The sequence below is a fragment of the Luteolibacter sp. SL250 genome (assembly GCF_026625605.1).
Classification (GTDB): Bacteria; Verrucomicrobiota; Verrucomicrobiia; order Verrucomicrobiales; family Akkermansiaceae; genus Luteolibacter.
Genome location: NZ_CP113054.1, coordinates 3,405,557 through 3,417,884 on the forward strand (window position 1 = coordinate 3,405,557; position 12,328 = coordinate 3,417,884).

Below are 12,328 nucleotides of genomic sequence, written 5' to 3' on the forward strand. Positions count from 1 at the left end.
CATACGATGTGGAACGAGGGGCGCAATTCCCGATTCCACGCCTCAAACCGCGGCCAGCTCCGTGAGCAGCGCCTGGTTCAGGCGGATGCCGGCCTCGAAGTTCTCCACGGGGAAGTTCTCGTCCGGCGAGTGGATCTGGGCATCCGCCAGTGCGAGCCCGAGCAACAGCGTGTCCACGCCGAGGATGTCGCGGAAGGTCTGCACGATGGGGATGCTGCCGCCTTCGCGGATGAGCACCGGCTCGGTGCCGAAAGCCATTTTCAACGCGGACTGCGCGGCGAGGCCGAACTTCGAGTGCGGGTCCACCACATACGGCTTCCCGTCGTGGCCGATCTCCACCTCGATCTTCACACCGGGCGGGCAGTGAGCACGGAGGTGCTTTTCGACCTTGGCGAGGATGTCCGCCGGATCCTGGTCAGGCACCAGACGGAAGGAAAACTTCACGAAGGCCTCCGCAGGGAGGACCGTCTTCGAGCCTTCGCCCTGGTAGCCGCCGCCGATGCCGTTGACCTCTGCGGTCGGGCGTGCCCAGGTGCGCTCGGCGGAGGTGTAGCCTTCCTCGCCGAAGAGGCCGGGCGAGCCGGTGACTTTCAGGAAATCCGCGTCGGAAACGCCGGGGACCTTCGCCCACATCTCGCGCTCCCAGTCCTCCAGTGGGCGCACATCGTCGTAGAATCCATCCACCAGCACGCGGCCATCGGCATCATGCAGGCTGGCAACCAAACGGGCAACGGCGGTCGCGGGATTCGCCACCGCACCGCCGAACAGGCCGGAGTGCAGATCACGTTCCGGGCCGGTGAGCTTCACCTCGCAGCAAGCGATGCCCCGCAGGCCGTAGCCCAGCGTACCCATGCCCGGTGCCACCATGCCGGTGTCCGAGATGGCGATGACATCGCATATCAGATCGTCCTTATGCTCCGCGAGGAATGCGGCCAGGTTCGGGCTGCCGATTTCTTCCTCCCCCTCGAAGAGGAAGATGAGATTCACGGGCAGCTCGCCATGCTCCTTGAGCGTCTTTTCGACCCCCAGCACGTGGGCGAGCATCTGCCCCTTGTTGTCCGTGGCTCCGCGCGCCCAGATCCTGCCATGGCGGATCTCCGGCTCGAATGGAGGGGTGGTCCACAGGTTGAGCGGATCGACCGGTTGCACGTCGTAGTGGCCGTAGATGAGGACGGTCTTCCTGTCCGGACGATGTGCGTTTTTCGCGATCACCACGGGATGCTTTGGCGTCTCATGCAGCTCCGCCGTCAGCCCCATCCGCTGGAGTTTCCCGATCAGCCAGCCAGCGCAGTCACGCACGTCGCCGGCGTTCCGGGAGTCCGTGGAAACGCTCGGAAAACGGAGAAAGGAAAAGAGGTCTTCAAGCTCGGGAGTCACGCACGGATGGTTGGCTGTGGCGATTTCCGTCGCAAGACGAATCCGCCCGGGTTCCGCCTGCTCAGAACCGTCGCAAAATGCAAATTTGGAACAGCCCCGAGTGTAGGATTTGCACGGGCCCGTGGAACAGACAGAACGGACTACCATCCATAACAATCTCAAAATGAATCTCATAAGATCAAAACGGATGATCTGTCACCTGAAATGCTAGTGGATAGGAGGACAACAACATCCATCACCATGAAAACCACCGCTACCATCCTCGGCCTTGCCGCCGCTGTTCTGCTTCCATCCTGCACCGCCTATGTGGATCCCACGCCTCCCGTGACCACCCAGGCAACCACCACGACCACCACCGCGGATCCCTACACCGGCACCGCCACGCAGAAGCGGACCACAACCACCACGACCAACTACTGATCCGAAGATCCACCTGCGATCCGACAGCCGCTCTCCCATGGAGAGCGGCTCTTTTTTTTGCAAAGGCTGCATCGGCTTTCCGCGCGTCCGTGGTGGATCCGAAACATTACTTCCCCTGACTGCACATTTTCATCAATCTGCTTCAAACCCACCGGAACCTTCCTGAAGAAGCCCATCTCATTCCTCGTCTATCCCGTCGTCGGCCTTTTGATCGGCTGGATGTCCGGTCCCGCACCGGAGTCCGCACCGTCACCTGCTCCTCCCCGGCCATCTGTCAGAGAGCCGCGGACCTCTGGGCCTGCACCCGCCACGGCGGATCTGCTCCAGGCCACGCGGCCACGGGAGGGCTCCTTCGGCGAGGCACCGTCCACCGGCATCAGCGTACACATCGCCAACTGGACGGACGAAGAAATCCTCACCGCGCTGGAGGAGGCGGCACGGATGCCGGACACGCTCCGCCGCTATGACTCAATCGCCTCCCTGCTGCTGGCGGAATACACACGGAGGGACCCGGACCGCGCGCTGGCGTGGGCCATGGCGCAACCGCCCATCCTCAGCCGGAGATTTGCCCAAACGGTCATCGCCACTTGGCCTCCCGACCGGGTGGATGACGCCATCGCATTCGTAAGGAAGAATCCGGATCTGTTCGGCAACAAACTCCCGGTCAACCTGATCTATGCGTCCTTCGCCCAGGCCGCAGAACATGGTCCGGCAGCTCTCATTTCACGGATGGCCGAGCTGAAGGAAGACGGGATTCCACGCTATAGTTCCTACTCGTTCGACTTTCCCGCGGGGTTCGACTTCGCAGCGCTGCTCGGATCATCGGATCTCAAGTCTCTGGATCTTCCCAGGATCGAAAGTGCCTTCCTCCGGGCATGGCTGAATCAGGACCGGGAAGGTGCCTTTGATTGGGTGCTGCGGAATTCCGGCCCTGCCGCGCTCATCAAGCTAGGCCCATCGCAGTTCCGTGGCAACGGTGAGCATCCGCGGTGGCTCGTCGGCAAGCTGGAGACCCTCACTCCCGGACAACGCGCGGCGTTCTTCGAGGCGAACTCCTCGAGCTTTCTCCAGCCCGGCTGGAACTCTGTCGCTTGGATCAACTCCGCCAAGCAGCCGGAAATGAAGGACGCCCTGCGCTCCGCCGCCGCACAGGGCATTTTCATCGGCCTGGATTCCTATGTGGACCGCGGACTCCAGGCCCTGTCCACCCTTCCGGATGGGGAATCCCGCCTGCGCGCTCTGGAAACATTGGAACCCAAGGGGGATCGCACGCCCCTCCAGGCCGGTGCCGCACAGATCCTCCGCCGGCAGCTCGCCGAATGGGGCGCGGACGCCGCACGCACCGATGCCATCATCGCCCGCCTGAAGGAGAAGACCAAACCTACTGGCGACCCATGAAGCCGTTCCCCCACGCCATCATCGCCGTCACCCTCCTCGCCGCCGGGGCATGGGGCGGCTGGGCCATTCAGTCCGCCACCGGAAAGACCTCCACAGAGGAAAGGTCCGGGAAACCCGAAACGCGCTCCACCCGCCATCCGGCGCGCCCGTCAGCACCCATCACCGATTCGTCCGGCAGCCGCCACACTTTGGCCGCCCTGCTTTCCTTCCAAGCCGCTGGGGGACGCGCAGGGGATCTGCACGATGGACTGGGCCGCATGGATGTCCCCGCGCTCCAGTCCCTCATCCTGGAGCAGCAGACCGCCCTCGCCGCCGAGGAGGAGGGAGACATCGCCGCCCATCGGGAGTTGCTGAACGCCGCCCTCGCGGAGCTCTGGTCGCGCAGTGGTACCGCCGCCATGGAATGGGCAGCAGGACTTCCGGAGAAAGACCAGCGCGGAACCATCACCATGGGACTGCTGGATGCCGCGCTCGCGGACGATCCCGTCTCCGCCCTTCCGTGGATGAAAAAATACCAAGGGGAATTCGGGAAAGGCGACACGGAGTCGAGGTTCTTCGGCACCGCCATGAGAGCCTCCGCCGCCCGCAGCGCGGATGACGTGATCCGCATCTTCGGCGAATTCCAGGGAGCCAACTACGCGAACCCGCTCCATAATGCCGGGTATCCGGAGGATTTCGACTTCGCCAAACTCCACGCCGCCCTTTCCAAGAAGACGGATCTCTCCGACGCCATCTCCGCCTGGGCTTCACGGGATCCGGAGGCCGCCTGGGCCGCCATCACCAAGCGCGACTCCGACGCCATGACCGGAGCGTTCCAAGTCTCCACCCCGTTCACCGCCTATCTGCTGGGAGTCATCGCCACGGACGGGGAAATCTCCGGCATCCAGACCATCATGGAGCGCCTCTCCAAGCTGCCGGAAGGACAGCGCACCATCCACCTCCACGGCATTGATCCTCTGGGCACCCTTTCCACCGAAGGGGCCGCCGCCCTCACGACGAAGCTCCCTGGCTCCGAGAAAGTCGCCTACGCCGCGTCCGTCGTCCGCGCCTCCGGTGACAGTCCGCGCAGCCATGCCGTGCTGGACACCCTCCCGCGTGCGGATCTCATCGCCACGCTCCAGCAGATCAGGACGAACGAAAGGTCCTCCCCCTTTGCCCCGACGCTCACACCGGACAAAATCGCCGCCCTGGATACCGCCATGCGTGACCGTTACCAGTTCACCGCGGAAGAAATGGCCGCCGTCACCAAAATCGCCCCGCAGCGTTCCGATTTCGAACCGGCGGAAATCTACGCTCCGCCGGGCAAATGACCATGGTGGGAGAATCATTGCTTCCCCTCCAAAAAAATTCCGGTAGCTTGTGCCAAATCCACTGAAACCCAATTTCTTCCGATGGAAAGTTCCGCTGTCCCCGTTGCCACGATCCTGCAGCCGCCCAAGGTCTCGTTCTGGCGCAGGCTCGGCGGAGGATCACTGACCATCTCCATCATTGTCCATGCGGTGCTGCTGGTGCTGGCGGTTTTCTGGATCTTCCAGATCATCCCGCCGGAGAAGGAAAAGACGGTCGATTTCAAACCCTCCGGCGGTGGCGGCGGTGGTTCCCCGAAGATGCAGGCGAATAAAAGCCAGAACCGGGTGATGAAAAATGCCACGCAGCGGGTGGCGGCGATCGGGGCGTCATCTTCCTTTGCCCTTCCCGAGCCGGATGCGAGCACCGCGATGACCGCGCTCGGCTCCCTGGGCGCGGCAAGCGGCGGTCTGGGTGGTGGCGGCAGTGGCGGTGGCCGTGGTGAGGGTATCGGCCGCGGCGTCGGCGACGGGATGGGCGATGGCATCGGCATGGGACCAGCCGGAAAGCTGAATCCGTTCGGAGCGCTGAGCAGCACGCCAAACGCGCTGATCGGCACGTTCTACGACCTGAAACAGACGGACCGGAAAAAGCCCACCAACATCTCCAACGAGCAGACGCAGGAGGTCATCCGCGAGTTCGTGAACCGTGGCTGGAAGGAGTCCTTCCTTTCCCGCGACTACTTCCAAGCCCCGCAGAAACTCTACCAGACGAAGATCTACATCCCCCTCATGCAGGCGGAGGGAGCACCCGCCGCATTCAACTGTGAGAAGGACGTGCAGCCGAGCCGCTGGATCATTGTCTATCGCGGGGTGGTCACGCCGCCGACCAGCGGACGCTACCGTTTCGTCGGTGCGGGGGATGACGTGCTGGTCGTCCGCTTCAACAACAAGCATGTGTTCGACCACGGGTTCTACGGCGGCACCACCGGCACCCACCTCTCACAGATGAAGGACGTGCTGACCGGCGACAACGACGACCGCGAGCGCCAGCGGATGCTGCGTGACTCCCCGATGAAACTCCCCATCGAGTTCTACAAGTATGACACCACCAACAATTGGAATGGTGCGATCGGCGGATTGGCGGTCGGCCCCACCTTCGAGGCGAAGGCCGGGACCGCCTACCCCATCGAGATCCTGCTGAGCGAGATCCCCGGTGGTCTGTTCTGCGCCTCGCTGATGATCGAGAAAGTCGGTGAGAAGTATGAGAAAGCCTCCACCGGCTCACCGATCCTGCCGGTTTTCCGGATCGATCACCAGCCGCCCGCCGTCACCACCGGCGACAACGCCCCGCCTTTCCAGAAGGATGCACCGAGCTGGAAGGTGATGGAGGGCATGGGCAAGATCGGGATCTGATCCGGCAATCTCAGCCCCGCCTTGAGATGAATCCATGGATCAGCAGGCTCTGGTAGAAGAGAGTGGATTCCGCGAATCCACCGGACCGGATCAGCGAGGTCAGTTCCTGCGGCGGCACGACATCCACTCCTCCGCGGAGCGCCTCGACGAAGCTGTCCACGGTTTTATCCTCCTGCCCGGAGAACTTCAGCATGTTGATCCATGCGGGGATCAACGTCGCGAACTCCGGTGATTCCATGTCCGAGCAGAGGTCCGCGCTGACCAGCGGCGCGCCGGGCTTCAGGCGGTCCGAGATTTCACGGAAGAACGCGATCCGCTTTTCCCGCTCCAGCACGAAGTGGGACACCAGGATGGAGGTCGCCGCATCGAAAGGTTCGGTGCCGGGGAGGCTGTCCAGATAGCCCTCATGGAAAGTGCAGCGGTCCGCGATGCCAGCGGCCTCCGCCTTCCTCCGGCACTGCGCCAGCATGGGTCCAGCGGGATCCACCAGGGTGAAGGACCAGCCGGGAAACGCCTCCGCCAGCGGGAACAGCTCCGCGCCGGTGCCCGCGCCCACGCACAGCACCCGGGCATCTTTGGGAAGCCCCGTGAACCACAGCTTCGCCAGCAGATGCAGCGCCTGCATGACGGCTGAGATCCTGGTGAAACGCTCGTCGTAGCTGGCGGCGCGATCTTCGTCGAAGTGAGTGGGAGATTCGTTGGGAGTGCTCATAATGGATGTTTCCCCACCATCAGAGCAAAGTCGTCAAGGGGGGCATGATCCTTCGTCAGGGGCGAGGCCATTTGCGAAAGCAGATTGCCGAAATTCATTTCAACTCTTTCCGAATCGGCCATTCGGATCGGGCGGACTCTCTTGAAAAAATGCCATCCACTCCACCGAATCTCTCACGAGATTCGCCACACCTGACGCTCCGGCAACGACTTGGACCAAGATGGCCCAGCCACATTCCGGAAAATCAAGGCTCAGGAGGAGCAGCCGGGACGACGCGCGGCCGGGGAGCACGGACCGGTTCCATGACGCCGTGGATCTGATGGTCCAGGCCACGCTTCAGGGCGAACACCTTGCGTTTCCAGAGTTCGGGAATGGCTTCTCCGGTTTCCTCACCGGCAATGTCCCCTTGGAAAATGATCTCCTCCTTCGGATTGCTGATCGTCACGCGGTAGATCTCCCCATCCTTGCGGAGGACGACTTTTCCCTCGTCCGTGGAGTAGGTGGCGGTGCGGTCGGAGACGTTCACCACCCGCATCGGTCCGGATTCGCCGGGGAGGATTGCGGCGTCCGCGAGTTCCGAGCTGAAGCCGTCCCGCCCGACGGGCAGGTCTCCCAGCTTCATCTTGATATCGAGAGGCTTGCCGCCACGGAAAACCGCCAGTGATACCTCATTCCCCGGCTTCTGGAGGCGCAGGAGGGTGGCAAGCTGGGCCTCGTTGATGAGGAGCTGGTCCCCCATCTTCCAGACCACATCGAACGGCTGGAATCCGGCCTCGACCGCCGGACCGCTGGGATCGATGACTTTCACCATGAAACCCACCCCCATCGGGAGGGACTGGATCTGCGCGCTGATGGATGGCTCCACCTTGGCGAGTTTCAACCCCAGCCATGGACGGCCGGTTGGAGCCTGCAACGGTGGCGGCAGAGGTGCCAGCACCTCATCCTGGCCGACGACCGGGGAAATCCCGGCGAGCAGAGCGATGAAAATGGTTCCCAGCTTCATTTCAGAACGCGGTGACAGGGGTCAGAATGAGTTCCTCGCGGGGCTCGGAAATCTGGAAGACGATGCCGGTCTTTTCGTCGCGGAGGGTGTTTTCCTCCACCACCCGGACGCGGACGGCCTGCATGGCGGCGCCTTGCGGATCCGCCAGCCAGCCTTCGTCGGTCAGTGTTTCGATCCGGTCGGTTTCCCCGAGGAGGAAGATGCCAGGAGCCTCAACTTCCGGCAGCACGGAGGTGACCGCTTCCCGGGGCGATGACCCCAAGGGCATGAGAAACGCCAAAGCCGCCGCAGCCGCGATCCCCACCGGAGGAAGCGCGTAAATCCAAAAGCTCTTGCCTCCTGGTGCCGCGGCCGGTGCTTCCGGAGCCGCTTCCTCACCGGCGAGTTCATCCAGCATGGCGTCGAGCGAACGCTGACCCGCCTCGCTGATGGCGACCGGCATCAACCGTGAAAGCATATCCTCGATGGATTCAGGCTGTTTCACTGCGGGCCTCCTTCAGTTGGCGCAGCTCCTGCGCGAGTTGTTCGAGCGCGTAGCGGTAGCGGGATGCCGCCGTATTCGGCGAGATGGCCAGTGTTTCGGAAATCTCGGCGAAGGTCAGGCCACCCCAGCTTTTCATGACCACCACCTCGCGGAGCTTCGGGCTGAGGCGTTGGACGGCGTCGCGCAGCGCGGTCGCGTCCTCATCGTCCTCCAGGACCGGGTCGAGCCAGACGTCCTCGAAATCGTTGAGGTAGATGATGGATTCCTCCCTCTTCCGCCGCCGGGACTCGGTCCGGTAGTGGTTCAGGCCGCAGAAGCGGATGGTGGAAAAGGCGAACGGCAGGTCCGGCGGAAGGCCACCCTTATCCGCCTGGTGGTTCCAGAGACGGAGCACCGCTTCCTGCACCAGATCCTCCGCATCCTGCTGGCAGTTCGACCAGCCGCGCGCGAACAACAGCAGCCGCGGCCCGTGGGCTGCCAGCCACTCTTTCCACACGCTTCTGGGACTACCCGTCATCAGAAGCTAAAATGCCCCACCGGCGGGGATTTGTCTGTAAAATCTTCCCACCGGTCCGGAGCAGTGGGATCAGTCCAGGAACTTGATCTTGCCCGGCACCTTGAAGGTCCCGGCCGCCATGGCGGCGTGCTGCTCGTCCGTGCAAGCGGAGTTGATGGGAGCATCGGCCGGAGCGTCGCTCTTCTCGAGGTAGCCGTTCTCCGTCAGCCACTTCTCGACTTCCTCACCACTGATGTCCGGCAGCATGTGGCCGTCGATCTCCACGCACGGGGAGAGCTGCTGACCGCTGCGCTGCTCCATTTCCCAGCGGAACGCAGGATTCTTGATGATGTCCTTCTCCTCGTAGGGAAGGTCGTATTTCCGCATGATGGCCCGGACGCCCTCGCTCCAGCCACAATAGGTTTTCAGGTAGGCGGTGATCTTCGGTGCTTGTGCGCTCATTTCTGCGGAAGGAATAGCCCGATTCCGGCCGGAAGGCAAACGAAACGCGGAGACGCGAAGGCCGCGGAGAAGAAGTGCCGAGTGATCCGTGATCAGTGATCAGTGCGGGAATGATGAAACGAAGGCTCCAGACCAGAAAGTGGCTTCACCCATCGAGGTAGTATCCATCGTGCGGGTCTTCCACTGATCATCGATCACGGATCACTTGGCATTTCTCCCCGTTTTCGTTTCAATCCTCCAATTTGAAATCCTCCGCCCGCTGGAAGAACAGGTCGAGGTCCCCGTCGCAGTCCTTGAGCAACTTCCTGAAGGTGGGCAGGTGCTGGTGGTAGGTGGCGACGGAGACGAGGTGGGCATTGGTGATGTCCGCTGTCAGCCAGCCTTCCAGGCCGCGCCCCCCCCAGCGGCGGCGGAGATCGCGGAAGTCGTCCTGAAGCCTCCGGAACAGCGCCTTTTTCCGTGCCCGCTTCTCCGGATCGGGAAGGTCGGAGGCATACAGCCTTTCCAGCGAGGATCGGGTGCTGTCGATCCTGTCGTAGAACTGCGCCCGGCGGACGAGACGCTCCCGGAACTTCCTGAGATCCGCGTGCCGTCGGTGATGGGCCAGCCACCGCTGGACGCCCTCCTCCGCCACCATGTTCGCGAGGGATTCATTGAAGGCGGTCGCCCCGTTGCGGAAATACTTACGGTGGGTCAGTTCATGGAAGATCAGCTCCGCCAGATCCACGTCCGCGGAATCGACGAAGGTATTCAATACCGGGTCATGCAGCCAGCCAAGGGTGGAGTAGGCGTCCACGCCGCCGGTATAAACGTCATATCCCTGCCCTCGCAGTTCCGCCGCCAGTTCATCGGTATCGCTTTCCCGGAAATAGCCGCGGTAGTCCAGCCGCCCGAGCGTGGGGTACCACCAGGTCTTCGGTTTCAGGGAGAACTCCGGAGCGGCATACAGCACCCAGGTCACATGCTCCCGCCCCAGATCCGCGTAGCGGCCATAGGACTCCCTGCCTGGCAGGGAAAGGTGGCTCTCCGCGAAGGCGCGGATCTCCTCCACCTCGCGGAGCTTCTTTTTGAGGGATTCCGGGGAAGTCTGGTCCTGCAGCACCACCCCGTTCGGGCGGCTTTTCCGCATGACCTCGATCTGGCCGCCCATCGCCTGCCGGTAGAAGGTGACGGTGCTGCACGAAGACAGCCCCAACAACGCCAGAAAGCATGGCCATTTCAACACTCGCAGGATCACCACGCCGTCATCATCACCCGAAGAATCAGGCGTGACAAACCCGCAAACACCGAAAAACTCGACCCAACCCCATCAAATCCATGAAACTCTCCGCCCTCATCCTGCTCGCGCTCGCCGCGTTCTCACCCCTCCATGCGGAACTGACTGATGCCGAAAAGGCGGCGGGCTGGAAGCTGCTCTTCAACGGCAAGGATCTCACCGGCTGGCGCACCTTCGGCAAACAGAACCCTCCCGGCGCGGGCTGGAAGGTGGTGGACGGCACCCTGACGAAAGCCGCGAAGGCCCTGGGCGGAAACATCGTCACCACGGAATCCTTCACCGACTACGAACTGGTATGGGAGTGGAAGATCGCCGAAAAGGGCAACAACGGGGTGAAGTACCTCATCGATGAAAAGCGTGGCGGCGCCCCCGGTCCGGAATACCAGATGCTGGATGACAAGGGGCACCCGGACGCGAAGGTGGGCGGGAAGCGCCAGACGGCGTCCCTCTATGACATCATACCCCCTGCGGAGAACAAGGTGCTCAAGGCCCCCGGCGAGTGGAACGAGTCGAAGATCATCGTGAAAGGCAACCACGTGGAGCACTGGCTCAACGGAGGGAAAGTGCTGTCCTACGAACTGGGCAGCCCGGAATTGAAAGAGGCCATCGGCAAGAGCAAGTTCAAGGCCGCCGCCGGCTTCGGGGAAAAGGTGACCGGTCCCATCATGATCACGGATCACAGCGACGAAGTTTCATTCCGGGTGATCAAGATCAAGCCGCTGTGAGGCGGCATCACGGGATGGCCATTCCGTCTTGCCGGGCCAGCCGATCCACCTTCAACTCCCCTTTCTTCCAACCTGTATCCACACCAGTTCCATCATGAGCGATATCGTCATCCTGTTCTCCGGCCAAGGAGCCCAAAAAGTTGGCATGGCCAAAGATTTCTTTGAAACCAGCCCCACCGCACGGGCGCTCGCCCAGAAGGCGGATGAAGCGCTGGGATACTCCCTGACGGACATCATGTTCGATGGCCCGGACGAGGAACTGACCAAGACCTCACGCTGCCAGCCCGCGCTCTATCTGCACGGTCTGATCACTCTCGCGCTGCTCAAGGAGCGCGTCCCCGCGCTCAACCCGGTGGCCGCCGCCGGTCTCTCCCTGGGTGAGTTCACCGCTCATGCCGCGGCGGGCACCTTCTCCTTCGAGGACGGTCTGAAGATCGTGGCAAATCGCGGCGCCTTCATGGAGGAAGCCTGCCTGGCGACCCAAGGGTCCATGGCCGCACTCATCGGCGGTGAGGAGGAACAGGTCCGCGCCCTGGCCGCCGAGGCGGATGTGGATGTGGCGAACCTCAACGCTCCGGGGCAGATCGTGCTTTCCGGAACGTTGGAGGGCATCGACGCCGCCATCGCCAAGGCCAAGGACTTCGGTATCCGCCGCGCCATCAAGCTGAACGTCGCGGGCGCCTACCACTCCCGCCTCATGAAGAGCGCGCAAGACAAGCTGGCGCTGGAACTCGCATCCCTCCAAGTGAACGCCCCCGCCATCCCGGTGGTGGCCAACTTCACCGCCGGCGTCGTGCCCACCGCGGATGAAATCAGGAAGACCCTGGAGCAGCAGGTGACCGGCTCCGTGCGCTGGACGGAATCCATCCGCACGCTCATCGGCATGGGCCATCGCAACTTCATCGAGCTGGGACCGGGCAAGGTCATCGCAGGGCTTGTCGCGAAGATCGACAAGGACGTGACGGTCCACTCCGTGGAAGACCTTCCATCGCTCGAAGCGGCGACCGAAACGCTTTCCTGAAAACGCTGGAAGCCTTGGAGGATATGACCTCTCCGGTCGTCTGTGAAAAAAAGTCACAAAGTATCAAAAAAGGTATTGCACACGACCGGGAGGCTCCTTAGCTTCCGCGCACCCGAGCGGGACATGGAGCGGTAGCTCAGTTGGTTAGAGCGCCAGCCTGTCACGTTGGAGGTCGCGGGTTCGAGCCCCGTCCGCTCCGCCATTCCCTCTCGGATAATCAACCCCGCCCGTCAAACGGCGGGGTTTTTCTTT

The 12,328-nt window shown here is 62.6% G+C and carries 13 protein-coding genes and 1 tRNA gene; 7 read left to right on the plus strand and 7 right to left on the minus strand.

Going from position 1 to position 12,328, the window contains the following annotated elements; translation table 11 throughout:
- Positions 1-42: 42 nt before the first annotated feature.
- Positions 43-1,377, minus strand: a complete 1,335-nt coding sequence (locus tag OVA24_RS14955; protein ID WP_267670716.1) for a dipeptidase — start codon at positions 1,375-1,377, stop codon at positions 43-45.
- Between the two features lie 240 nt (positions 1,378-1,617).
- Here OVA24_RS14955 and OVA24_RS14960 point away from each other — a divergent pair, with 240 nt between their 5' ends.
- The 4 genes from OVA24_RS14960 (at position 1,618) to OVA24_RS14975 (ending at position 5,897) form a co-directional block, all read left to right on the plus strand.
- On the plus strand, positions 1,618-1,797 hold the full coding sequence (locus OVA24_RS14960; RefSeq protein ID WP_267670717.1) for a hypothetical protein: 180 nt from the start codon (positions 1,618-1,620) through the stop codon (positions 1,795-1,797).
- Between the two features lie 219 nt (positions 1,798-2,016).
- Complete coding sequence (locus OVA24_RS14965) at positions 2,017-3,195, plus strand: hypothetical protein (protein ID WP_267670718.1); 1,179 nt, start codon at positions 2,017-2,019, stop codon at positions 3,193-3,195.
- A complete protein-coding gene (locus OVA24_RS14970) occupies positions 3,192-4,505 on the plus strand; it encodes a hypothetical protein (protein WP_267670719.1) in 1,314 nt (437 codons plus the stop codon). The genes OVA24_RS14965 and OVA24_RS14970 overlap by 4 nt, the downstream gene beginning before the upstream one ends.
- Positions 4,506-4,586: 81 nt before the next feature.
- Positions 4,587-5,897 carry a hypothetical protein gene (locus OVA24_RS14975; protein WP_267670720.1) on the plus strand — a complete coding sequence of 437 codons (1,311 nt, stop codon included), beginning with the start codon at positions 4,587-4,589 and terminating at the stop codon, positions 5,895-5,897.
- 10 nt (positions 5,898-5,907) lie between these two features.
- On the opposite strand, the gene OVA24_RS14980 is transcribed toward OVA24_RS14975, so the two are convergent.
- The 6 genes from OVA24_RS14980 to OVA24_RS15005 all read right to left on the minus strand — a co-directional run bounded on the left by OVA24_RS14980 (position 5,908) and on the right by OVA24_RS15005 (position 10,279).
- Positions 5,908-6,609, minus strand: a complete 702-nt coding sequence (locus OVA24_RS14980; protein ID WP_267670721.1) for a class I SAM-dependent methyltransferase — start codon at positions 6,607-6,609, stop codon at positions 5,908-5,910.
- Between the two features lie 244 nt (positions 6,610-6,853).
- A complete protein-coding gene (locus tag OVA24_RS14985; protein ID WP_267670722.1) occupies positions 6,854-7,612 on the minus strand; it encodes a PDZ domain-containing protein in 759 nt (252 codons plus the stop codon).
- A gap of 1 nt (position 7,613) precedes the next feature.
- The gene (locus OVA24_RS14990) at positions 7,614-8,096 is read right to left on the minus strand and encodes a hypothetical protein (RefSeq protein ID WP_267670725.1); all 483 of its coding nucleotides are present in this window, start codon (positions 8,094-8,096) and stop codon (positions 7,614-7,616) included.
- Positions 8,083-8,592 (minus strand): RNA polymerase sigma factor, encoded by a 510-nt coding sequence (locus OVA24_RS14995; protein ID WP_267670726.1) that lies wholly within the window; start codon positions 8,590-8,592, stop codon positions 8,083-8,085. Before OVA24_RS14995 ends, OVA24_RS14990 begins: the two co-directional genes overlap by 14 nt.
- A 90-nt stretch (positions 8,593-8,682) precedes the next feature.
- A complete protein-coding gene (locus OVA24_RS15000) occupies positions 8,683-9,054 on the minus strand; it encodes a glutaredoxin family protein (RefSeq protein ID WP_267670727.1) in 372 nt (123 codons plus the stop codon).
- A gap of 229 nt (positions 9,055-9,283) precedes the next feature.
- On the minus strand, positions 9,284-10,279 hold the full coding sequence (locus OVA24_RS15005) for an aminopeptidase (protein WP_267670728.1): 996 nt from the start codon (positions 10,277-10,279) through the stop codon (positions 9,284-9,286).
- Positions 10,280-10,371: 92 nt separating this feature from the next.
- Between OVA24_RS15005 and OVA24_RS15010 the strand changes: the two genes are divergently transcribed.
- The 3 genes from OVA24_RS15010 (at position 10,372) to OVA24_RS15020 (ending at position 12,278) form a co-directional block, all read left to right on the plus strand.
- Positions 10,372-11,055 (plus strand): 3-keto-disaccharide hydrolase, encoded by a 684-nt coding sequence (locus tag OVA24_RS15010; RefSeq protein ID WP_267670729.1) that lies wholly within the window; start codon positions 10,372-10,374, stop codon positions 11,053-11,055.
- A gap of 94 nt (positions 11,056-11,149) precedes the next feature.
- Positions 11,150-12,076, plus strand: a complete 927-nt coding sequence (gene fabD, locus OVA24_RS15015; RefSeq protein ID WP_267670731.1) for an ACP S-malonyltransferase — start codon at positions 11,150-11,152, stop codon at positions 12,074-12,076.
- Between the two features lie 125 nt (positions 12,077-12,201).
- Positions 12,202-12,278, plus strand: a tRNA-Asp gene (locus OVA24_RS15020).
- Positions 12,279-12,328 lie beyond the last annotated feature (50 nt).

Excerpts from the sequence above, each read along its gene's own strand:
- OVA24_RS14960 (WP_267670717.1), top strand. The coding sequence starts at position 1,618 with ATGAAAACCACCGCTACCATCCTCGGCCTTGCCGCCGCTGTTCTGCTT.
- OVA24_RS14965 (WP_267670718.1), top strand. The coding sequence starts at position 2,017 with ATGTCCGGTCCCGCACCGGAGTCCGCACCGTCACCTGCTCCTCCCCGG.
- OVA24_RS14970 (WP_267670719.1), top strand. The coding sequence starts at position 3,192 with ATGAAGCCGTTCCCCCACGCCATCATCGCCGTCACCCTCCTCGCCGCC.
- OVA24_RS14975 (WP_267670720.1), top strand. The coding sequence starts at position 4,587 with ATGGAAAGTTCCGCTGTCCCCGTTGCCACGATCCTGCAGCCGCCCAAG.
- OVA24_RS14980 (WP_267670721.1), bottom strand. The coding sequence starts at position 6,609 with ATGAGCACTCCCAACGAATCTCCCACTCACTTCGACGAAGATCGCGCC.
- OVA24_RS14985 (WP_267670722.1), bottom strand. The coding sequence starts at position 7,612 with ATGAAGCTGGGAACCATTTTCATCGCTCTGCTCGCCGGGATTTCCCCG.
- OVA24_RS15000 (WP_267670727.1), bottom strand. The coding sequence starts at position 9,054 with ATGAGCGCACAAGCACCGAAGATCACCGCCTACCTGAAAACCTATTGT.
- OVA24_RS15010 (WP_267670729.1), top strand. The coding sequence starts at position 10,372 with ATGAAACTCTCCGCCCTCATCCTGCTCGCGCTCGCCGCGTTCTCACCC.
- fabD (WP_267670731.1), top strand. The coding sequence starts at position 11,150 with ATGAGCGATATCGTCATCCTGTTCTCCGGCCAAGGAGCCCAAAAAGTT.